21 protein-coding genes are annotated in these 22243 nt (G+C 63.5%); 7 read left to right on the forward strand and 14 right to left on the reverse strand.

Going from position 1 to position 22243, the window contains the following annotated elements; all coding sequences use genetic code 11:
- Window positions 1-162 precede the first annotated feature (162 nt).
- From EPL01_RS07870 to EPL01_RS07885, 4 genes are all read right to left on the reverse strand, one after another.
- Window positions 163-1317: an RNA-guided endonuclease InsQ/TnpB family protein gene (locus EPL01_RS07870; RefSeq protein WP_135824715.1), complete on the reverse strand. Its 1155-nt coding sequence runs from the start codon at window positions 1315-1317 to the stop codon at window positions 163-165.
- Window positions 1318-1319: 2 nt separating this feature from the next.
- Window positions 1320-1709, reverse strand: a complete 390-nt coding sequence (tnpA, locus tag EPL01_RS07875; RefSeq protein WP_135824716.1) for an IS200/IS605 family transposase — start codon at window positions 1707-1709, stop codon at window positions 1320-1322.
- A 130-nt stretch (window positions 1710-1839) separates the two neighbouring features.
- On the reverse strand, window positions 1840-2379 hold the full coding sequence (locus tag EPL01_RS07880) for a hypothetical protein (RefSeq protein ID WP_135824717.1): 540 nt from the start codon (window positions 2377-2379) through the stop codon (window positions 1840-1842).
- Window positions 2380-2596: 217 nt separating this feature from the next.
- Window positions 2597-3511: an MBL fold metallo-hydrolase gene (locus EPL01_RS07885; protein ID WP_135824718.1), complete on the reverse strand. Its 915-nt coding sequence runs from the start codon at window positions 3509-3511 to the stop codon at window positions 2597-2599.
- Between the two features lie 612 nt (window positions 3512-4123).
- Between EPL01_RS07885 and serS the strand changes: the two genes are divergently transcribed.
- The 3 genes from serS (at window position 4124) to EPL01_RS07895 (ending at window position 6219) form a co-directional block, all read left to right on the forward strand.
- Window positions 4124-5506, forward strand: a complete 1383-nt coding sequence (gene serS / locus EPL01_RS07890) for a serine--tRNA ligase (protein ID WP_135824719.1) — start codon at window positions 4124-4126, stop codon at window positions 5504-5506.
- Window positions 5507-5580: 74 nt separating this feature from the next.
- Window positions 5581-5739: a hypothetical protein gene (locus tag EPL01_RS21515; RefSeq protein ID WP_168215838.1), complete on the forward strand. Its 159-nt coding sequence runs from the start codon at window positions 5581-5583 to the stop codon at window positions 5737-5739.
- Between the two features lie 9 nt (window positions 5740-5748).
- Window positions 5749-6219, forward strand: a complete 471-nt coding sequence (locus tag EPL01_RS07895) for a hypothetical protein (protein ID WP_135824720.1) — start codon at window positions 5749-5751, stop codon at window positions 6217-6219.
- Window positions 6220-6364: 145 nt separating this feature from the next.
- On the opposite strand, the gene EPL01_RS07900 is transcribed toward EPL01_RS07895, so the two are convergent.
- Window positions 6365-6778: an EamA family transporter gene (locus tag EPL01_RS07900; RefSeq protein ID WP_135824721.1), complete on the reverse strand. Its 414-nt coding sequence runs from the start codon at window positions 6776-6778 to the stop codon at window positions 6365-6367.
- 141 nt (window positions 6779-6919) lie between these two features.
- Here EPL01_RS07900 and EPL01_RS07905 point away from each other — a divergent pair, with 141 nt between their 5' ends.
- Window positions 6920-8281: an FAD-dependent oxidoreductase gene (locus tag EPL01_RS07905; RefSeq protein ID WP_135824722.1), complete on the forward strand. Its 1362-nt coding sequence runs from the start codon at window positions 6920-6922 to the stop codon at window positions 8279-8281.
- Between the two features lie 10 nt (window positions 8282-8291).
- Here the strand turns inward: EPL01_RS07905 and EPL01_RS07910 are convergent, their stop codons facing one another.
- A complete protein-coding gene (locus EPL01_RS07910; RefSeq protein WP_135824723.1) occupies window positions 8292-8660 on the reverse strand; it encodes a nuclear transport factor 2 family protein in 369 nt (122 codons plus the stop codon).
- A gap of 459 nt (window positions 8661-9119) precedes the next feature.
- Between EPL01_RS07910 and EPL01_RS07915 the strand changes: the two genes are divergently transcribed.
- Window positions 9120-10187, forward strand: coding sequence for a DNA primase large subunit PriL (locus tag EPL01_RS07915; protein ID WP_135824724.1), 1068 nt, complete (start codon window positions 9120-9122; stop codon window positions 10185-10187).
- A 381-nt stretch (window positions 10188-10568) separates the two neighbouring features.
- Here EPL01_RS07915 and EPL01_RS07920 read toward each other — a convergent pair whose 3' ends face one another.
- Window positions 10569-10769, reverse strand: a complete 201-nt coding sequence (locus EPL01_RS07920) for a DUF7472 family protein (RefSeq protein ID WP_135824725.1) — start codon at window positions 10767-10769, stop codon at window positions 10569-10571.
- 465 nt (window positions 10770-11234) lie between these two features.
- Here EPL01_RS07920 and EPL01_RS07925 point away from each other — a divergent pair, with 465 nt between their 5' ends.
- Window positions 11235-11960 (forward strand): SWIM zinc finger family protein, encoded by a 726-nt coding sequence (locus tag EPL01_RS07925; RefSeq protein WP_135824726.1) that lies wholly within the window; start codon window positions 11235-11237, stop codon window positions 11958-11960.
- A 310-nt stretch (window positions 11961-12270) separates the two neighbouring features.
- On the opposite strand, the gene hjc is transcribed toward EPL01_RS07925, so the two are convergent.
- Window positions 12271-12765, reverse strand: coding sequence for a Holliday junction resolvase Hjc (gene hjc / locus EPL01_RS07930; RefSeq protein WP_135824727.1), 495 nt, complete (start codon window positions 12763-12765; stop codon window positions 12271-12273).
- Between the two features lie 169 nt (window positions 12766-12934).
- Here hjc and EPL01_RS07935 point away from each other — a divergent pair, with 169 nt between their 5' ends.
- Window positions 12935-13768 (forward strand): formate/nitrite transporter family protein, encoded by an 834-nt coding sequence (locus tag EPL01_RS07935; RefSeq protein WP_246045647.1) that lies wholly within the window; start codon window positions 12935-12937, stop codon window positions 13766-13768.
- 12 nt (window positions 13769-13780) lie between these two features.
- Here EPL01_RS07935 and EPL01_RS07940 read toward each other — a convergent pair whose 3' ends face one another.
- From EPL01_RS07940 to EPL01_RS07965, 6 genes are all read right to left on the reverse strand, one after another.
- Entirely contained in the window at window positions 13781-14740 is a 960-nt protein-coding gene (locus tag EPL01_RS07940) for an alpha/beta fold hydrolase (protein ID WP_168215839.1), read from the reverse strand.
- A gap of 106 nt (window positions 14741-14846) precedes the next feature.
- Entirely contained in the window at window positions 14847-16151 is a 1305-nt protein-coding gene (locus tag EPL01_RS07945; protein ID WP_246045648.1) for a methyl-accepting chemotaxis protein, read from the reverse strand.
- A gap of 312 nt (window positions 16152-16463) precedes the next feature.
- Window positions 16464-17747 (reverse strand): adenosylhomocysteinase, encoded by a 1284-nt coding sequence (locus EPL01_RS07950; protein ID WP_135824730.1) that lies wholly within the window; start codon window positions 17745-17747, stop codon window positions 16464-16466.
- 387 nt (window positions 17748-18134) lie between these two features.
- On the reverse strand, window positions 18135-18908 hold the full coding sequence (locus tag EPL01_RS07955; RefSeq protein ID WP_135824731.1) for a hypothetical protein: 774 nt from the start codon (window positions 18906-18908) through the stop codon (window positions 18135-18137).
- Window positions 18909-19094: 186 nt separating this feature from the next.
- Window positions 19095-20393, reverse strand: coding sequence for an amidohydrolase (locus EPL01_RS07960; RefSeq protein ID WP_135824732.1), 1299 nt, complete (start codon window positions 20391-20393; stop codon window positions 19095-19097).
- Window positions 20394-20438: 45 nt separating this feature from the next.
- Window positions 20439-21758, reverse strand: coding sequence for a threonine synthase (locus EPL01_RS07965; RefSeq protein WP_135824733.1), 1320 nt, complete (start codon window positions 21756-21758; stop codon window positions 20439-20441).
- Window positions 21759-22243 lie beyond the last annotated feature (485 nt).

Below are 22243 nucleotides of genomic sequence, written 5' to 3' on the forward strand. Positions count from 1 at the left end.
TTATAAACCGATAACGGCTATCAGAAATCGGAGGGGCGTCGGGAATGTCGTACTACATTGACGGTTAGCTGCTAGGGAGTACCGTCGTTGCGAGTGGTCGGGTTCCTGTAGAGGAGGTATCCCATCGCAATCAGGGACACGGCGACTGACATCCTCCCACGGCTAAAGCCGTGGGGTTCCCCCACTGGGGGTTGAACCCACGGAAACGGAGAGGTTCGCAGGTTCGTCGTCGCGTGGGACGATGACCTGCGTTTCGGGCTGTGCCAGTACAGCCCCCGCCTCGGACAGCGGTTTCGAGAACTTGCCCAAGGCTCGTTTGCCGATATTCAGCGCACCGTTCTTGTCCGCGTTATCGTCCAATCCACACACGGGACACTCAAAGCGCCCTTGCGTCTCTCGGGCGCCCTCGCAGGCGCACCGATTGCACGTCTTCGACGTGTCGTATTCTTCGACCAACTGCACGCCGATACCCGCGTCGTGGGCCTTGTACTCAATGTAGTCCAACAGGCGGGCGAACGGCATCTTGTGGGTCTTGTCGTTGACGTACCGCCCCTTGTCGTTGTCCTTGCGAATCCCGCCGAGGTCGCCCACGACGATAACCGCGTTCCGTTCTTCGGCGTCCTCTACGAGCTGGCGAGCAATCTTGTGGAGGCGGTCGTCCACCTTCCGTGCCTCGGCGTCACCGATACGCTCGACCACCTGCTGTCCCTGTCGGGCTTTGGCTTTCCCGATGGACTTGCGGAGTTGCTTGTAGTGTTCGCGGATACGACGGACTTCCCCGCCGTAGAAGGTGGTTTTGCGGTCGGAGAGGAACACGCATGTAGCAACCCACCGTGCACCCATGTCGATAGCCAGTACGTCGTCGTACTCGTCTTGAACGGTCACAGACCGCTTGACGACGAGGTGGACGTACCAGTCACCGTCACGGCGCACTAACTCGCTGTCCCGAATGTCGCCCTCACGGATGAGTTGTTCGTCCTTGTCTGGGACGTGGGCAGGACACCAAATCGAGTTCCCCCGTCCCCGGTCTGGGTCGTAGACGGGGACTTTCATCCACCACGATGAGAGAACGGTGTCCTCGTCGTAGGCCACGTCGAACACGTCATTGCGAAGGACGACGGGTTGGTCGGTGTCGGGGTTCGGGTCTTTCTGTCGCTGGACTTTCGACGCTTGCTGGTCGGTTGCAGAGTACAGGTCGGCGTCTCCGCCGTGTACCTCGGTCTGGAACGCCTCGTACTCACGGGCGAGCAGGTCAGCCTTCCTGTTAGTCAGCGAGTGGAGTTTGACCCGCACCGTGGTCGAGACGGTCCGTTGCATGGCTACTCGCCTGCTTGGGCGTCGATGTACTCCTCAATAACCTCGCTGGATACGTCGCCCGCACTGGAAACGAAGTACGAGCGCGTCCACAGAGACGGGAGGCCGAAGTCGAACTCGTCGCGGAGGTGGCGCGAGGAGTAGCCTTTGACCTGTTGCATTATCTTGTTCGGGGCGAGCGTCGGGTCGCCCGTGATGAACAGGTGTACGTGGTCGGGGCGAATCGCCAACTCCAAGATTTCGAGGTCGAGTTCGTCAGCCTTGTCCTCGATGAGTTCTTCAAGACGGTCGCGTGCCTCGCCCTCAAGCACCGATTTGCGGTATTTCGGGCACCAGATGAAGTGGTACTGGAGTTTGTGGACGTTGGTACGTTCCCTGTCGAATCCACGAGGCATCGCCAGTATATAGATATCTCTCACCTAAAGGTGTTACGCAAGCATCTACCCCCCGGCCGTGGCTACGAGCGTGGATAGATTCCCAGTTGTCGGCTTCATCCCACCCCTGAAGGAGTGGGCTTTCGCCTCACTATCGCTGTAATTCGACGGTCGGAAACCAGTCCGGGACTCGCCCGTTTTTCAGGCTGACAACGTATAGCAGTATCCACGTCCCCGAGAACACGAGTAGTGGAACCCCGACGAAGCGGATGGGAGCGGGTTTCCGGAAGAACGCCAGTCCGAAAGCCCCAGTCCCCATCGTGTACGGGAGCGGACTGAGCCAGAGGAGATACGGGACTCTGGGTACCGGACGAACCAGCAGGGTCAGGAGACCGCTCACGAATAGAATCGGTGTGAGCGCCATCAGCGTGACGCCCACGGCCGCCAGCCGAGGAGCCTCGGAAGTCAGGCGGTGATAGAGGCCGAACAGAGCGACGAACGGGATTGCGAATCCGACGAGGTCGGGGAGTGCCGCAAAGAAAATAAAGCCAGCCCATCCCGGGAGTCTCGCCGGGGTCGTGAACCCGACGAAATCCGGAAAAGTCCGGATTAGCGACTGAATCGAGAGGTATCCGCCCGCAATCAGGAGGAGCGTCCCGGTTTTTTCTTCGAGCAACTCTCGTAGTTCCAAGCGAATCATCGTCAGTACTGTCCGACTACTATCCGTCGCTACATGTTAATCTTATTAATACAAACGGCGTCGCCCCCGGTTCTGTGCGGGGCGGTGCGGCGACGCCTCGGAGTCGGTAATGGCTATCTCTGCCTCTCCAGAGACACCTCGAGACGCCAAGAGCAGACAACAAAACAATGACTAAAGTCAACTATATAATTCTAGAAGAAAGAATTACCTATTCTTCCCGGTTGTCGAGATAGGTTACGACTCCACGGACGTTCAGCCGCGCTTCCTCGCTGGCCTTGCGCTCGCCCCAGACATCCACCATCTCGGCGTTCTCCGCGAAGTAGTCCTCGACCGCCTCGGCGTCGCCCAGTTCCTCGTACTTCTCTTCGACCACAGCGACCCACTCGCGGAGGACCTCGGCGTACTCGTCCATGACGCCCTCCTCGTACTCGCGCGGGCCGAAGTGCGGGTAGAGGAGCGCCGTCGGATGCAAGTCCCGAATCGTCTCCAAGTCGGCGAGACACTGCTCCAGGTCGAAGTTCGGCGGCGGCGAGGTCTGGCGAATCTCCTCGACGGATGGGACCCAGATGCCCGCCGCGTCGGCGGTGAAGACCGCGTCGTCGTCCCGGTCGTGGAAGACGACCTGATGGGGTGCGTGGCCCGGCGCGTGGTAGACGTCGAGGCGGTGGTCGCCGAGGTTGATTTCGTCGCCGCCGTTGAGTTCGACCACGCGCTCCTCGGGGACCGGCTTCGGCTCGACGTAGAACTCCCACTGGTCGCCGACCGCGGCCTTCGTCCCCTCGACGAGGCGCGAGGGGTCCACGAGGTGGCGCGCGCCGATTTCGTGGATCATGACCTCGGCGTTGGGACAGGCCTCGGCGAGGAAGCCAGCGCCGCCCGCGTGGTCGAGGTGGACGTGGGTGGGTGCGATTACTGCGACGTCCTCGCGGGCGATGTCGAGTTCGTCCAGCGCGTCGAGAATGAGTTCGTGGTGGGTTCCGATGCCCGTGTCGATAATCGCGGGCCGGGCGGCGTCGTAGATGTAGACCGCGCCGTACTCGTCGGTGTCGTACATCCCGGTGTCGAGGTAGTAGAGGTCCGAGCAGTCGCCTACTGTGACCTCTCGGAGGTCGCCTTGTTGCATATGGCTTGGTGGGTCGCGGCGGAGTAAAAGGTGTTCGCTCCTCGGAAATTTAGACGCTGGTGTTCGATTTGCTCGGACATCTGGAATAGGGTCCGATACGCGCAACCAATCCTACTTCGCTCGGCGAGACAGACCGCGTCCTGGTGGACTGAAAGGGCGACCGCGAACCGCGCGAGGGCTTTCGAGACTTTCGTCATTCTCCTTTGAGCCTCCTGTGCTTTCGGTTACTGTCGCGGAACACGGAAGAAGTGGCGAGAAGCTAGCTTCAGGCTTGAGCCGAGGAGTCGCCGCAACCGCCTCGCAACCGCACCGCAACCGCACCGCAACCGCACCGCAACCGCACCGCAACCGCACCGCAACCGCACCGCAACCGCACCGCAACCGCACCGCGACAGCCTCATACCTCCCCAACCTCCTGCGCTTCTCGGCCATGGGCCTGCGATGCTCGTCCCTCGCGCGATTCGGCGCGGCGATAAACCGCCGCGCCAGCACGCGCCGGATTCCGAGAAAGCACACGGCGCAGTATCACCTAATCTTGCTACACCTACCTTGCCAACCCCTGCCCCACGAACGATACGGTTTTTTGCCGGGAGTGGGATGTAGCGAGTAGGAATGCTAGACCGGAACTACATCCGCGAGAATCCCGACGAGGTCCGCGCCGCGCTCGAACAGAAGGGCGTGGCCGACGTGGACTTCGACCGGATTCTCGAACTCGACGAGGAGTGGCGTGACCTGAAGGCCCGCGGCGACGACCTGCGACACGAGCGAAACGAAGTCAGCAGCAAAATCGGCGAACTCAAGCAGGAGGGCAAACACGACGAGGCCGACGAGGCCATCGAGCGGTCGCAGGAACTCAAGGACGAAATCGAGGAGGTCGAAGAGCGAGCGGCCGAGTTGGAAGCAACCCTCGAAGAAGAGATGCTTCGCCTGCCGCAGATTCCCGCCGAGGAGGTCCCGGTCGGCGACAGCGAGGACGACAACCGAGAGCGCCGACGCGAGGGCTTCGAGGACCTGCGCGAGTTGCCCGAGGAGGTCACACCTCACTACGAACTCGGCGAGGAACTCGACATCATCGACGAGGCCCGCGCCGCCAAGACCAGCGGGAGCGGGTTCTACTTCCTGAAGGGCGAGGGTGCCCAGCTAGAGTACGCCCTCCTCCAGTTCATGCTGGAACTCCACCGCGAGCAGGGGTACATCGACCTCTTCCCGCCGGTTCCGGTCAACAGCAAGTCGATGGAGGGCACCGGCCAGTTCCCCAAGTTTGTGGACGACGCCTACCGACTCGGCGGGTCGAACGACGAACCCTACGACGACGACGACCTCTGGCTCTGTCCGACCGCGGAGGTCCCGGTCACGAACATGTACCGCGACGACATCCTGCTGAAAGAGGACCTCCCGCTGAAGCATCAGGCCTACACGCCGAACTTCCGGCGCGAGGCGGGCGAACACGGCACCGAGACCCGGGGCATCGTCCGGGTCCACCAGTTCAACAAGGTCGAGATGGTCAACTTCGTGGAACCCGAAAACAGCTACGAGGCCTTCGAGCGGCTCGTGGACGAGGCCGAGGAGGTCCTGCGCCGCCTCGACTTGCCCTACCGAATCTTGGAGATGTGTACTGCAGACCTCGGGTTCACGCAGGCCAAGAAGTACGACATCGAGGTCTGGGCCCCCGGCGACGACATGGAAGACGGCCCCGAGGAGGGCGGCCGCTGGCTCGAAGTCTCGTCGGTGTCGAACTTCGAGGACTTCCAGGCCCGGCGCGCTGGCCTGCGCTACCGGCCCGAGCGCCACGAGTCGGCCGAGTACCTCCACACGCTCAACGGGTCGGGACTGGCCCTGCCTCGCGTGATGGTCGCCATCCTCGAATACTACCAGAACGACGACGGCACCGTGACCGTGCCCGAACCCCTCCGGCCCTACATGGGCGGCACGGAGGTCATCGAGGGCCACGAACCGGTCGGCGAGAGCGCCCTCGGCGCGGGCGAGAAGGAGTAGTTCCAAGGCGAACCGCCCCACTGGAGCATTTACATTCTATCAGCGGCCAACAATTAACACAGAGAGATTTTCCGATGGCGACGAATTCCCGCGATTCGAGTGAGGCGGTCCGGGAGTTCTTGGAGAGTACTACCTCTAGCGCCCCTGACTTGGGTGAACCCCTGAGTGAGGAACACGAGGACCCCTTGCTCGACGGCGAGCGAATCGAGTTGGAAGACGAAGACGAACGCTGAGTATCCCTGATGTCTGGAGTTCGAGACAGAATCCCCGAGCAGGCGCTCGAACGTCACGACCGAGGCGAACTGAATCCGAGTCGCGGCGGACCAGTGCTTCTCGGAGTTGGAAAGGAGGCCCTTCTGACGCGACTGACGACGATTCGACCCCGCGACCATCACGCGGTAATCGACTACATCTTCGAGGAGGCGAAGCGACGGAACGCCTTCGTCTTCACGACCACGTACGTCGTTGCGGAGGTTCTCGGGACCGTCCGGAGTGGCAAAGACTCTAACACCGTCGAATCGCTTTGGAACGACCTGTCCGAATCACATATCTCGGTATTGTACGACGGCGAACCGTGGGACGAGGACGGCTCCGGTGGACAGCAAGCGACTGTCGGTGTCCGGCCACCGAAGCACAGTTCAGGAACGTTAATCGACTCTACGGAGAGCAACCTGACCTCGATTTCAAATTCCACGAGGGAACGCTTCTCCTGAACGCGATTTCACTCGAAGAGCGTCTCGACGCGGAGAGCGCGACTGTCTGTCTCGTCACCTTCGACGGTGCATTAGGGGCACTTGGGAGTCGGTACGGTGTCGAAGTTCTGCCGTATAATACGCCGCTTCGCGCCGACGAGAAGTACTAACTCGTCGTCAGGTAGACGCCGACGGCCGCCAGTACGATGCCGAGGGCCTTCTTCGCGGTCAGCGGGTCGTTCAGGAACACGACGCCGAGTAAGGAGCTACCGACCAGAAACATCCCGAAGATGGGGACGACCGTGCTGACCGGGCCGGACCCGAGCGCCTGATAGTACGCCAGAATGCCGACCGTGAGGAAGACCCCGGCGGCGTACATGTACACCGCGTTCTCGCCGGTGAGATACTGGACGACTGGCTCGTCCCGGTAGGCGATGACCCCGGCGGCACCGAGCGCGAGCATGCTGTTGGCGACCAGCGCGACGACGGTACTCGGAATCTGGTCGGTCGCCAGACTCGCCAGCGGCGTGAAGACCGAGTAGCCGACGAGCGCGACGACTGCCCACGCGACGTAGTTCATGCCACCCCGTTGGAAATCCCCGCACGTATCGGTTGGGGTTCCAGCGAGTTGTGGTACCGTCAAGGGACGCGGCGACGGACCATTCTCGTCTTGTAGAAATCGCGCAAGTCTATTTTAAGTATCGAGTGCGTACTACTGGACATGGGAGAAACGTTCGTAGTAATCGGCGGCGACGCGGCAGGGATGAGTGCAGCGAGCAAGGCCAAGCGCGAGAACCCGGACCTCGACGTAATCGTCTTCGAGAAGGGCGAGTGGGTCTCCTACGGGGCCTGCGGGATGCCCTACTACGTCAAGGGCGATATCGACGAGTTAGAGGACCTCGTCGCCATCACGCCCGAGGAGTTCCGCGAGGAGCGCAACATCGACCTCCGGACCCACAGCGAAGTGGTCGGTATCGACCGCGAGGCCCAGACCGTGACCGTGGAGAACGGCGAAGGGACCTACGAACAGGAGTACGACGACCTCCTCGTGGCGACCGGCGCGCGAGCCATCGAGCCGCCCATCGACGGGATGGACTTAGACGGCGTGTTCACCTTCCACTCGATGGAGAGCGCCCGAGACGTGCGGGACACGGTCGCGGGCGAGTCCGGCGAGAAACCCGAGTCGGTGGGCATCATCGGCGGGGGCTACATCGGACTGGAGATGGCCGAGGCCTTCGACGCGCGGGGCATCGACGTGTCGGTCTTCGAGATGCTCCCGCACGTCCTCGCACCCTTCGGGGAGACCATCGCCGAGGAGGTCGAGGACCACCTCCGCGAGCAGGGCGTCTCGCTCCACCTCGACACGCTGGTCGAGGAAATCGGCGGCGAGGAGGACCGAGTCGCGGCAGTCGAGACCGAAGACGACAGCTATCCCGTAGACGCGGTACTGGTCGCCACGGGCGTCGCGCCGAACTCGGAACTCGCCGAGGAGGCGGGCATCGAGGTCGGCGAGACCGGCGCGATTGCGACCGACGAGTACGGTCGGACCAACGACGACAACGTCTTCGCCGCGGGCGACTGCGCCGAGGCCCACAACGTCGTGGCCGACGCGCCCGACTACGTCCCGCTGGCGCTGACCGCCAACCGGGCCGGGCGAGCTATCGGTTCGACCGTCGGGGGCGACCCCACCGAAGTCGGCGACATCGTCGGTACGGCGGTCGTGAAGGTGTTCGACCTCGAAGTCGCCCGGACCGGCATCACCGACACCGAGGAGGCCGAACAGGCCGGGTTCGACCCGGTCACGCAGGTCATCACCGCCGGGTCGCGCGCTCACTACTACCCCGGCGACGAACCCATCACCATCGAGATGGTCGGCGACCGAGAGACGGGGCGTCTCCTCGGCGCGGCGATGGTCGGCGAGGAGGGCGTCGCCAAGCGCATCGACACCGTCGCCACGGCGCTCCACGCCGGGATGACCGTCGAGGAGGTCCAGAACCTCGACCTGTCGTACGCCCCGCCGTTCAGTCCGGTCTGGGACCCCGTGCTGACCGCGGCGAAGGTGCTGTCCGGCAAGTTGGAGTAGAATACGGAAATTAGCGCGTGTAGGTCCGGATTCGACCGATTTTCGCTTCTCCACCTTCGACCGAATTTTCGAAGTCGAACACGTCTACGAACTCGAACATCGGGTTCCCGTCTGCGCCCCGCAGTCGCCCTTCTATCGCCACCCCGTCGCTATCTCCGAAGACGGACCGGACCTCGTGGGAGGTGTCCTTGTCGGGCCGGTCGTCGCGCATGAACCCGACCAGCGTGTCCCGGCCCTCGATGGTCCGGTCGGGGCGCTCGTGGACGACGTCCGGCGCGAGGAGGTCCGCGAACCGGTCGTAGTCGCCCGCGTCGATGGCGTCGTAGTAGGCCAGCGCGACGGTCTCGGCGTCCACCGGCGCGTCGTCGGTCTCGCTCATGATCGAAGCGAGGGGCCGCGGCCACTCGAAGGCTATGGTGGTCGAAGCGGACAACCAGCGCCGGTATCGCTCGGCCGAACAACCACCAATGCGCTCGGCCGAATCAGCCACCGGTACCACTCGGCCGCGCAACCGAATCCTGGCGTCTGCGCGAGTGAAGCGAGCGCAGGTTCGGAGGACGCGGTTTGTCCTCCGGCGGACTGAAAGGGCGAGCACGGTTCCGTTCACCTCGGTCACCTGCGCAGGCAACTATTCGACGCGCGCAGGTCTGCACGCGTCGAATAGCCTGCGTCAGCGACCGCGAACCGCGAGAGGGCTTTCGAGGACGTTGCTGTCCCGTTTGCTCCCATCGCCTCTAATTCAAGAATCTCCGAAGCCCCGACGCCGAATCCTACTCAGGCTATTACTCCGCGCAAAGGGACCGTCGCGTTTATCCGCGCCGGTCGAAATTGAGCGAGTATGGACCCGTTTCACGCGAACTATCCGTTTCTTGACGCCTCTCAGGAAGTAGTCCGAGAGGCAGATATTGGTCCTGCCGAAGCAATTAGAGCAGACGAAACGGATGAGACACGCCACCCTGCGGTCGAGCGTGGTGTTCAGCGTGTTGAACGTGCTTTACTCGAAGGGACCGTAGATATTCCAGAAGGCCAACGCCATCCGGGGGTCCGGATTGAACTCTTGTCCTATCCTGTTGCACGGATTCTCGTTTCTCTTCTTGACGAACCAGGTGTAATTGACAAATACACGAATGCTGAAGCAGAAACAGCCTACAAACGGTTCACGGAGGACTTTGACGTTTTAGACGACAAGAAACGATTACCCGAGAATGGAAAGGTTCCCCTCCAATATTTCCTTCATGAATTTGGCCTCGCAAGCCAAGTTGAACAGTATCAGTCAGGCTTCTTAATCGCGGTTACTCACTATCTCAGGTTATCATCAAATCTCGAAGGTAAATCGTGGACACTCGCAACAAGACAACTCAGAGATGGGAAAGTAACGATATCTAGGGAGGAATTGTACGAACTGCTTCAAGAGGCAATACGCCAGCGTATCAGCGATGGCTTACCTCCGGAACAAATACCTGAGGAAATCAAAGAGAGTCTAAGTGACGAAATAAGCGAAATAAAGGATGAAATTTCTGAAATAGACATCCAAACCAATATTGATGTCATTGCTCCGGATTGCTTCCCCCCTTGTATTACCTCGCTGGTAGAACAGGCGCAGGACGGTGCGACGCTTACAAATACCGAAGAGTTCACGCTTGTATCGTTTTTTGCTAGTCTAAATTCGGATACCGATGAACTACAGGATTTTTGCGGTGCAAATACTGATACTAGCAGAGTAGAATATATCCGCGACGAGTCGGGTGCCCAGTACGCCCCGCCCTCCTGCGAGACGATGGCGGCCTACGGCGAGTGCCCGGTCGCCGACGAGGAGGACCCGACCGTAGACGCCCGCTGTGACTCGATTTCCCACCCGCTGGCTTACTACGAGGACGCGCTGGACGACGCGGGACAGAGAAATTAGAAGTTGTCTCTAGGAACTACATTACTATTTTATAAATAATAAATTGTTCCTCTAAGGATTGAATAGGATTGTCGGCGCGCGCGTTTCTCGCGCGCGAGGGGCGAGTGAGCGACCGGAGGGAGCGAGCGAGGAGGTTGGGGAGGCGTGAGGTGCGGTTGTGGAGCGGTAGACTCCGTGGCTCAAGCCTGAAGCTAGCTTCCCAGTCCAATCTACCGTCGCGGTGCTGTGCGGTTCGGTCGCGGCTTCCGTCGCTCGACTACCAGCGACTCTGCCGAATCCATCCACAACGACCCTCAAAAACCCGACTTCCTCCAATACCCACAAAACCGCCACACCCGCCACTACCCGAAACTCTCGACACCCACAACCCCCGAAACGATTTCAGTACTGCTGTGCCATCCAGTAGCCGACGCCGGTCATCAACAGCACGAAGAAGACGATAGCCGCCACGATAGCCAACGCGCCCGTCTGCGTGAGACCGCCGTTCCCGTAGGTCGCGCCCACCCAGAGGAGGACCGCGACGAACAGCCCGACGGAACCCACGCCGACGAGTATCTCGCGGCGCGTTTCCTTATCTACCATAGCGGTGGCTTCCGAGGGTATCGGCAAAAGGGCTTCGGAACGACCTTTTGCTGCGCTCCGCGGCGCGGCTCTGCCGCGCCGCTACGCTGGCAAAAGCTCGACCAAAAACACGGCGTCACCCCCTCACGAGCGCCGGAGGCGCTCGTTCGAGGATTCCTTGGTCCGCTCGCTCGTCGCTTCGCTCCTCGCTCGCGGTAGAATTTCTGGCGCGAGCCATCAGATCGCTGAAACGTGGTTAGTGTGGCCGGGCGTTTGCACCCCGATTTATTCTAAGTTTTCCCTGACGAATTTAGCCGTTATTCGTCCATTACTGCTCTGGCGCGCTCGTATAGCTGTTCTGTCAGGTGCAAGACTTAGGAGGGTTCAGGCCCTAATGGATTGTACGCGGAATCGACCGACTGTCTGCCGATTCGGGGGTGGCGCTGATTCTGTCGCGTCGGTCGCCGCACACGAGGTGGGAAGCCCATGGAAAACACAACAGCTTCCGAACGAACGCGAGCATCGCTTGCGCCCGTCCCCGAGGTGACCGACAGCCGGTCCCAGCGGGCGCGCATGGAGCGAATGGCCGTCACGCCGCTCGGCGGCGGCGTCTACGAAGTCGAGAGCCAGAGCGGCAACGCCTACTCGGTGGACCTGCCCGGCGGGCGCTGTACCTGCCCGGACCACAACTTCCGAGGAGTCCGGTGTAAGCACATCCGGCGCGTCGCCATGGAGGTCACCGAGGGACTCGTCCCGCCGCCCGGCGAGCGGGCCGTCGCCTGCGCCAACTGCGGCGAGGAGACCTTCGTGGACGAGAAGAGCGAGGGGCCGCACTTCTGCGAGGAGTGCGGACTCGACCCCGGCGAGGCCGTCGTGGACCGCGAGACCGGCGACCTGCTGGTCGTGGTCCGGACGACCGGCCGCCGGGCCGACGAGGTCGAAATCGCCAACCACGACTGCACGGTCGCGGCGTACCACAACAACGAGGACTACCGCGCCGACGACGTGGTGGTCGAGGCGATGTACCCAGTCCCGGCGGGTCTCGGGACCGAGGACCTCAAGCCCCACCATCTCCGGCGGTACTCCTTCCCGCGGGGGCGACTCGCCCGCCGCGGGGAGTCCGAAGACGGCCCCGAGAGCGCAGTCGCCGACGTGGCCGACCGCGAGGGCGAAGACCAGTCGGAACTGAACGAGTTCGAGGCCCGCGCGTAGCGACGAAAATCATTCGTAACGCAGCGCAGTTGCCCGCGAGGAATCGACAGGGAAGTAGTGACGGCGATCCGGCCCTCCACCGAAGATGCCGCGACGGACCGCCGCCGGGGTGACAATGCTCGAACTCCGTCCAGAGAGTCGATGAGCGGTGGGTCGTTCCGCGTCGGTGACGGTGCCCGCTGACGCGACGGCCGGGAGTGTAGCTACGTCACCGACATTGACGAAATAGTCACAGAAGGAAATATATTTTTCCATACGAGTTCGTGAGAGTGAGAGGAACCCCGAGACGAGACGGAAAAGGGAGAATTACCTACTCCAGCATCGACGCGGCCTCGTCCACCGAGAGGACGCCCTGCTCGACCGCGGTCAGCACGTCGCGGATGCCGTGGTCGGACTCCTCGTCGTCGGCCGCGTCGCTCCCCCGGAGCGCGTCGAGCGGTTCGCCGTCTTCGAGCGCGGTCTCCTTCTTGACTCGGTAGTTGCCCCCGTCGGTCTGATGGACGTCCGCGGGGTGGAAGAAGTACCAGTCCTCGCGGTCGAACCGCACCCCGATTTTGGGCTTCGCGCCGAAGTTCTGCGAGAAGTAGACCAGCGCCTCGACCTCCTCGCCCGTCAGGTAGATGGGGTCGCCCGAACTCGACTTGGCCTCGATAGCGTAGAACACGTCGCCGTCGCCCGCCAGCACGTCCGGTAGTTCGCGCTCGGTCGCACTCCCGCTGGCCGGTGCCCGCATGACCGCGAACCCGGCCTCGTCGAGTCGGTTGACGAGTTCGCGTTCCCGGCGGTCACCCTTCGCGTTGGACATCACCGCACCCCCAGAGACACGTCGTGTCTGCCATGTCGGATACTGCTTCCTTCCGTGTGTTAAGTCCCTCGGGAGCGCGGTGGAAGTGAAGTGGCGGGAGTTGACTGGCCCTCGGTCCGCTTTTCAGCGGCCAGACCGCTTTTTGCCGGAAAGGTCCACTTTCTCCGTAGTGTCGAAGGAAGAACTCGACCGGCGCATCCGGACCGAAGCGCCGGGTGAAGGCCAAAAGTCCAAGCAGGAGATTCTCGCACAGGAGATACAGGAGGGACTCGAGGAACTCGACCGCCCAGCCGACGGCCTGCTCCTCTCCGGCATCTCGGCCGGACTCGACATCGGGTTCGGTCCGCTGCTCATGGCAGTCCTGCTGACGCTGGTCGGCGGCGCGTGGGGCGAACCCCTGACGCGAATCGTCGTCGCCAACGCCTACGCGGTCGGGTTCATCTTCGTCATCGGCGGTCGGTCGGAGCTGTTCACCGAACACACGGCCCGCGCCACCCTTCCGGTCCTCGACGGCAGGGCGAGCGTCGGCGAACTGGCCCGCCTCTGGGCGTTCGTCTACGCCGGAAACATCCTAGGCGGGTCGGCCTTCGCCGTCGGGATGGTCTGGTTCGCGCCGGCCTACCACATCGCCGACTCCTCGGCGTTCACCGAGATTGCAAGGAACCTCACGACCCACGGCCCGTGGCTCTTGCTCGCCGGAGGCATCGCGGCCGGGTGGATGATGGGACTGCTCTCGTGGCTGTTGACAGCCGCCAGAGAGAGCATCGCTCGCCTCGCGGTCGTCTGGCTGGTCACGACCAGCATCGGTCTGGCCCACTTGCCCCATTCCATCGCGGGCAACGTCGAGGTGCTGGCGGGCGCGCTCGTCACCCCCGCTATCAGCCTCGTGGACTACCTCAGTTTTCTCGCGCTCGCCACGGTCGGCAACGCCATCGGCGGGTCGATCTTCGTCGCCTTACTGAAGTACGGTCACGTCGTCCGGACCGGCGACGACGAGGAGTGACGCCGAGACCGACTACACGGGACCGACCTCGTTCGTCAGAAACGCCACGGCCGCGTCGGTGGCTTCGTCGCCGGGTTCCAGCCACGGCGTGTGGCCGTGGTCGGACAGGGTCACGAAGTCGGCGTTCGCCATCGCGCCGGCCACCGGCCGACCCACCGAGGGCGGCCAGAAGTAGTCCTCGGTGCCCCAGACGAACCGGGTCGGGACCTCGATTTCTCGGACCTCCTCGCGCAGGTCGAACTGCGAGTCCATCCCCCGGTAGGTCCCGAGCGTCTCCAACAGCGACCAGAGGCTCTCGCGCTGGCCGGGCAGGTCCTCGCCGACCACGCCCGGTTCGAGGAGCGCGTCGGGGACCGCCGAGTCGTCCTCGACGTTGATTCGCCGGAACTCCGCGCGAGCCTCCGAAACCGTCTCGGTCCTGAAGTAGTCGAACAGCCAGCGCCCGAGGAGGGGCACGTCGAGGACTCGAAAGAGGAGGGGAATGTCGAGCGAGAGGCCAGCAGGTGCGCCGATGAGACAGAGTCGAGTCACGCGCTCCGGATAATCCACCGTCAGCGCGAGCGACTGGAATCCCCCGAGAGAGTTGCCCACGACCGCGGTCTCCTCGACGTCGAGCGCGTCGAGGAAGTCGGTGACGTACTCGACGCCGAACTCTCGGAATCCCGTCTCGCGGTAGTCTACCGCGGTCGAGAGGCCTCGGCCCGGCCTGTCCGGCGCGTAAATCGTAAAGTGGTCGGTCAGCGCGTCGAACATCGGCACCCAGTAAGTCGCGGTCGCGCCGAGGCCGTGGAGGAGGAGCAAGGGCGGTCCCTCGCCCGCGGTCAGGTAGTGAACCCTGTCGGCGGGGTCGGGCAGAGTGACGTAACTCGATTCGGCGTCTACGCCGTAGTAGTCGCAGACCTCCGAGAGGGCGTCGAGATAGGGTCTCGCCGTCGCGCTCGGGTCGTCGGCGTGGTCGTACTGGAGGGTCACGGACGTCGGTACGCACTCCGGAGGAAAAGCGTTAGCGCCCGGCGAGAGCATCGAGGGAATCGAGCGAATCGAGGGCGTCAGGCGAGCGAAATCCGCGTCCGGCGTCTCAGTCTTCCAGTCGCTCTTCGACCCGGTTGACGCTCTCGGCGATTTCGTCCACCATCATGGTCTGCTCCTCGTTCGCCGCCGCAATCTCTTCGACCGCGTTGGCGACCTCGTCGCTCCGGTTCGAGGTCTCGTCTATCATCGTCGCAATCTCCTCGGCGCTGGCGGCCTGTTCGTCGGTGGCGTTGGCAATCTCGTCGATGCCCCGCGAGGTCTCGCGGATGGACTCGAGAATCGTCTGCTGGTTCTCGACCAACTCGTCGATGCGCTCGACGGCGACGTCTACCTTCTCGGCGGAGGCATCCACGCTCTCGACCGTCTCGGCGGTGTTGTCCTTGACCTTCTCGACGATGGTCTCGATTTCGTCGGCCCGCTCCTTGGACTGCTCGGCGAGCGCCTTGATCTCCTCGGCCACGACCGCGAAGCCGTCGCCGTCTCGTCCGGCGCGCGCCGCCTCGATGTTGGCGTTGAGCGCGAGCAGGTTGGTCTGGTCGGCGATGTCGTCGATGACGGTGACGATTTCGTCTATCTCCTCGATTTGGGCCTCCAGTCGGCTGGCGTTCGACCGAACGTCGTCGCTCGACTCGGCCACCTCTGTCATTACCTCGATGGCGTCCTCGGCGGTCTCCTCGGACTCGGCGGCCGCACGCTCGGCGTCTTGGCTCTGGCTGTTGACCTCCTCGGTACTCGACGCGACCTCCTCGATGGTCGCGCTGAACGTCGAGACCTCCTTCGAGACCTCGTCTAAGTTCTGGGACTGCTCGGTCGCCAGTTCGCTTATCTCCTGTGAGCTCTCGGCGACGTTCTCGGCCGACTGCTGGAGTTCGTCCACCGAGGTCTCGACCTCGGTCGTCATCTGGCTCTGGAGCGTCTCGAGTTTCTCGCGCTGCTCGACCAGTTCGGTCACGCGACCGAGGACCTCGATGGCCCCCAAGACGGTGCCGGAGTCGTCCACGAGCGGGATGCCCTTCGCCCGGACGTGAATCGTCCCCTCGGGTGTCTCTGCCTCCCGAATCTGGGACTCCCGAATCGGCTCGCCGGTCCGGACGACCGACTCGGCCAGCGTCTCGTCCTCGCCCTTCGTGCCGAAGAGGTCGTAGGCGTTCTCTCCGACGGCCTCCTCGGCGGTGTACCCGGTCATCTCCTCGGCGTGGTCGTTCCAGAGCGAGACCCGGCCCGAGGCGTCGATGGCGAACGTCGGCTCCGGGAACCACGCGATCGTCGTCTCGAAGACGTGCTTCCAGTCTTCGCCCGAGAGGTCCATGTCGTGCCCGATAACTAACTCCTCTGAGAGGTCAGGCGTCATCAATATCTATCCGAGTGATGGAAGAACACCTACTTGCAATTTTTGAATCATACAGGATTTTCCCGCAAAACTTGCGGATTATCGTCTAGATAGTGCCCATTATTTACATTCTGATGACATATGAGGAGTCGAACCGGGGTCCACAGGATGGCCGCTGGGAAAACGGCACCTCGCGGTATCGGAAATATTTCACTTTTCACGAGAAATTATCGGCTTTCGTCCTATCGGCGAGTTTAGACTCGAAGCCGACGAGAACTATTTTATAGAGGAAAACCCCCGAGAAACTGGCGGGGGTTTCTTCGTAGAAAGCGCTTACGTCCCGTGCTGCCAGCTATCCATGTACTCGGCCTGCTCGTCGGTCAGGTCGTCGTACTCGACGCCCTCGGCGTCGAGTTTGATTTCCGCAATCTCCACGTCCAACTCGTCGGGCACGTCGTGGACGCCGGCGTCGTACTCCTCGCCGTTGTCCACCAGTTCGCGGACGCAGGCGGCCTGCACGCCGAAGCTCTGGTCCATGACCTCGACCGGGTGACCCAGCGCGATGGGGCTGGCGAGGTTGACCAGTCGGCCTTCCGCCAGAACGTTCAGCCTGCGGCCGTCGTCCATCTCGTACTCCCGAACGCCCTCGCGGGCCTCGCGCTCGGCGACGGCGAGGTCCGAGAGTTGGTCGAGGTCGATTTCGATGTCGAAGTGGCCCGCGTTGGCCAGCAGGACGCCGTCCTGCATCTTCTCGAAGTGCTCCTCGGTAATCACGTCGCGGTTGCCCGTCGTGGTGAGGAACACGTCGCCGATTTCGGCCGCCTCCGCCATCGGCATCACGTCGTAGCCCTCCATGTGGGCCTCGAGCGCGCGGCGGGGTTCGACTTCGGTCACGATGACGTTGGCGTTCTGGCCCGAAGCCTTCTTGGCGACGCCGCGGCCGCAGTCGCCGTAGCCCGCGACGACGACGTCCTTGCCCGCCCACGAGAGGTTCGTGGTCATGGCGATGTTCGCCAGCGAGGACTCGCCCGTGCCGTGGACGTTGTCGAACAGGCGCTTCATCGGCGTGTCGTTCACGGCGAAGACGGGGTACTTCAACTCGCCGTCGGCGTCCATCGCGCGGAGTCGGTGGACGCCGGTCGTAGTCTCCTCGGCCCCGCCGACGATGGAGTCGATGAGTTCGGGGTAGTCCTCGTGGATGGCCGCCACGAGGTCCATGCCGTCGTCCACCGTAATCGTCGGTTCGTGGGCGATGACGGACTCGATGGCCGCGTAGTACTCCTCGTCGTCCACGCCGTGTTTGGCGTAGGAGGAGATGTTGGGGTGTTCGTCCAGCGCGGCGCTCACGTCGTCGTGGGTCGAGAGCGGGTTGCACCCGGTGACGGCGACTTCAGCGCCGCCTTCCGCGAGGGTCTCGACCAGCACGGCGGTCTTGGCCTCGACGTGCATCGCCATCCCGATTCGCTCGCCCTCGAAGGGCTTGTCGGCCTCGAACTCGTCCTGAATCGCCGAGAGAATCGGCATGTGTTCGCGCGCCCAGTCCATCTTGCGATGGCCCTCGGTGCGCGACGACTCCAAGTCGTCTACCTGTTCGGAGATTGTCGGATAGTCTGCCATAGCTGAAAAAAGGGAGACCACGCCCAAAACGCTACCGAAGGTGGACGCGAGCGTTTCGGCGGGTGGTGCGGGGGTTCGGCGCGGCGATTTCGCACGGAGACGAGCGACGCGAAATAGTAAGTCGCCGAACCGCTCGCAAACCGCGAGCGGTTCGGCGACGGCTAAGCGCAACTTCAGGTAATTTTGTATTGCTTTAGTAAATGAAATTGTTTTCTTACCGATTCAATACAATTCTCTATGAGGTGGAGAGCCAGCGAAGCGTCAGCAGGACGCTGACCGAGAGCCAACGGAGAGCCAGCGGAATGCCGACAGAGAGTCAGCGAAGCGCCAGCGAATTACCGGCGAAGCGCCGACAGGGCGTCAACACAGCGTCAGCGGAGTCGGGCGTTACTTACCCTTTCCTTTGCCCTTGCCGTTACCGTTGCCCTTGTCGGAATCACTGTCAGAGTCGCTGTCGGAGTCGTCGCCCTTGTCGTTGCCCGCGTTCTCGGGCGGACCCTGCGAGCCACCGTCGTCGTCGGTCTTGTTGGCGGAGCCAGCGTCGTCGGGCTTGCCCTTGTCCTTGCCGTTCTTGCCCGCGTCGTCGGGCTTACCCTTGTCTTTGCCGTTTTTACCCGCGTCGTCGGGCTTTCCGGCGTGGTCGGGGCGCTTCTCGTCGGCGTTACCGGGGTTGTTCTCCGTGACGAACTCCGAGACGGCCTGACCGATGGGGCCGCCGTCGTCGCCCGCGTTCAGCATCTCGTGGACGAACGACGAGACGAGGTCGCCGAACGTCTTCTCCTCGCCCTCGCCGCCGACTGCGTGAATCGTCGCGGTCGTCGAGCCAGTCATGTTACCCTTCGCGGCCGTGACCTCGACGGTCACGTTCTCCTCGGGTTCGGGGGGCGAGACTTCACCGTCCGCGTCGGTGGTGTACTCGCCCACGCCCGTGTAGGAGGTGTTCTGGGTCTCGACGGTCACGGAGGCGTTGGCGACCGCGGTGTCGTTGTGCGACACCGACACCGTCGCGCCGTCGTTCCCTGCGTTCTCGACCGCCACGACCAGCGAGTCGTTCGCCGCCGTGTTCGCCGTCGTACTACTCACTGCGCTCGCGGCCGAGACGCTCGACAGGAGCATGAGCCCTGCGAGCGCGACCGCCACCAGTCGTTTCTTCGAGGTCATTGCACTCGATGCTACGGGAAATGGGAGATTAAACCCCGCCTGCCGTCCATTCTGTTTTCAGTGTTCAAACATGCGCCCAGAAAGTACGAGAGCGCGCTAGAAAGTTTAGAATCGGTTCTAATCGTTCAACGAAACCTTCAATGGTACGTTTCCGACAGGAATTTCGGGCGAAGCTCGCTCGTTTCCCTACTCTGCGCGCTCGACGGCGGCGGCGGCGCGCTCCTCGGCGCGCTCTCGGACCGCCTCGGCGTCCATCGTTAGGACTTCGCCGTCGCGCATCAGCACCGCGCCGTCACAGACGGTGTGGCGCACGTCCGACCCGCGGGCCGCGTAGGCGAGGTGACTCACGAGGTCGTGGTGGGGCGTGAGGTGGGCGGATTCGAGGTCCACGACCGCGATGTCGGCGTTCGCCCCCGCCTCGATTCGACCGCTGTCGAAGCCGATGGCCTCTGCACTCCCCTGCGTCGCCATCCGGACGACCGACTCGGCGGGGACCGCGCTGGCGTCCTCCTCGGCGAGTTTGCCGACCATCGCGGCGTCGCGCATCTCGTCGAACATGTCGAGGTCGTTGTTCGAGGCCGCGCCGTCGGTGCCCAGTCCGACCGTCACGCCCGCGTCGAGGAGTTTCTGGACCGGGGCCATCCCGCTGGCGAGTTTCATGTTCGACGCCGGGCAGTGGACGACGCCGGTGCCCGCCTCGGCCAGCAGATCGATTTCGGTTCCGTCGACGTGGACGCCGTGGGCCACGAAGTCCGAGTCGCCGGTCATGTTCAACTCGCGGGCGAATTCGAGGGGTCGCTCGCCCTGCTCCTCGACGATGGGGTCCACCTCGTCTTCGGTCTCGTTGGCGTGGTAGTGAATCGGGATTCCGTCCTCGCGGGCCTCGGCGACGTACTCGCGGAGGTACTCCTCGCCGACCGTGGTGAGACTGTGGGGCATGAACGCGGTCTTCACTCGGCCGTCGGCCGCGCCGTCGAACTCGCTGGCGACTTCGATGCTGGTGTCGAGGTCCTCGCGCGCCTCCTCGTCGTCCTTGGCGACCGTGACGACGCCGTGGCCGACCCGCGCCCGGAGTCCGGCGTCTTCGACCGCGTCCACGATTTCGGGCACGTGGAAGTACATGTCGGCGAACGCGGTCGTGCCCGACCGAATCATCTCCAGCAGACCGAGCTCGGTCCCGGCGCGCACGTCCTCGGCGGTGAACTCAGCCTCGACCGGCCAGATGTCCTCCTGAAGCCACGCGTCCAACTGCTTGTCGTCGGCGTAGCCCCGCAGGAGCGTCATGGCGACGTGAGTGTGGGCGTTGACCAGTCCGGGCATCACGAGTCCGCCCTCGGCGTCGAGGGTCTCGTCGCCCTCGGGAATCTCCTCGGGGTCGCCCACGGCGACGATGTCGCCGGACTCGGAATCGACCAGTACGTCCGCCTCCTCGACGGTCTCGTCGGGACGGAGGACCTGCCCGCCCGCGATTCGCAGTTTCGTCATGCGAGACGGTTCACACTCGGAGGGCGTGAAACCTCCGGCTTTCCGCTACGTCGAATTCACATCGAACCCGACCGCCTCAGAAATCGAATCCAGCGATGGGTCCACGGTCGGTGACTCGCCGACCGCGCCCGCGGTCTTCTCGGGCCACGCGACCCCAGCGCCGGTTCCGACCGCAACCGCGGTGTCGTCCGGACCGACGACGCCCTCCTCGACCGCCTGGGAAATCACGGCGGGCGCGAGCGCCGAGGAGGGTTCGAGGAAGACGCCGTCTCGACCCACCGCCCGAATCGCGGCCTCGACCGATTCCCGAGAAGCGGCGTAGGCCGCGCCGCCGGAGGCCCGGACCGCGGCGAGAGCGTGGTCGCCCGAGGTCGTTCCCATCGTGGAGGTGCTGAGCGGTTCCGGCCCGTCGTCTCGGCCGACGGACTTGGCCCCGGACTCGAAGGCGGCCGCGAGGGGGTGGCGCTCTTCGCTCTCGGCGCTTATCATCCGGGGCTTGTCGGCGACGACGCCGTTGGCCGCGAGTTCACGGAAGCCCTTCCAGACGCCGTAGAGGCCGTCGCCCGCGCCGACCGGGACGACCACCGCGTCGGGAACCTCGCCCAACTCCTCGACGATTTCGTAGGCGATGGTCTTGTAGCCCTCGTAGACGTAGGGCTGGCCGGTGAAGCGGTCGTCGAGGTTGTACGCGACGAACCACCCGCGGTCGGCCAGTTCCGAGAGGAGACGCTTGCGCTCGCCGTAGTCGGTGAGCCGAATCGCTTCGGCCCCGTAGGCCCGAATCTGACGGTGGTGGGGTGGTTCGCTCGACGGGTGGACGAACGCGAGGACGCGCTCGACGCCGTCGTTTTGCTTCGCTTCACGACGAGCATCGCGCTCGCTCCGCTCGCGCTCAACTCCGGCCCGTGAGGCGTAGGCCGCGACTGCGCTGGCGTGGTTTCCGGTCGAGGCGGTGGCGATGCGGTCCGCGCCATTGGCGACGGCGTGGGGGACGACCACCGGCGCGAGGCGGTCCTTCCACGACCACGTGGGGTTGGCGGTCTCGTTTTTGAGGTAGCAGTCCGGGCCGCCGACCTCGAACCCGGCCGCCGCGGTGTCCGAGAGGTGCGGGGCCTCGACCAGCGGGGTCCAGCCCTCCCCCATCGAGGACGAGGGGGCACCTTCCGACCCGCGGTCGAGGCCGAGGCCCTCGGTCGGGAGCCAGTCGGCGTAGCGCCAGAGGTCGGTCCGGCCGGAGCCGGGGAGCGCGTCGGGTAGCTCCTCGTGGACGACTTCGAGCGCACCGCCGCACTCGGGGCAGTCCGCGGGGCGCTGGTCGGGGTCGATGCTCGCGCCGCACGACAGGCACTCGAAGACGTAAGTCATGGCTCGCGTGTTGGGTGTCTGGAAGGAAAGTGGTTCGGGAATCGGCTAGGTGTGTCAGCGAGAGACCGCAACTCAGCGACTGAAAGAGACGCAGTATTTTCCTCGAAAGCCCTCGCGCGGTTCGCGGTCGCTCGCCGGGATATTCGCGGCTCTCTCAGCACCGGAGGACAAACCGCGTCCTCCGAGCCTGCGCTCGCTTCGCTCGCGCAGACACCAGGGACGTGGATTGTTCGGCCTGTCGTTTCCGGTGGAAAGTCCCCCCGAGCGTCCGGCGCGCGGGAGTGCGCGCAGAACTGCGCGCACTCCTCGTGCGAGGGACGAGTGAACGACCGCAGGGAGTGAGCGAGGAGGCTGGGGAGGACGAGGTGCGGCGACTCCTGTGTCCGAGCCTGAAGCTAGCGTCCTGTCACCTCTACTCTACAGTCGTCGGTCAGCGAGACATTCCACCAAAAACCAAAACTCCAGAATCGGCGAATCTCGCGGGA

The organism is Halorussus ruber (assembly GCF_004765785.1).
Lineage (GTDB): Archaea > Halobacteriota > Halobacteria > Halobacteriales > Haladaptataceae > Halorussus > Halorussus ruber.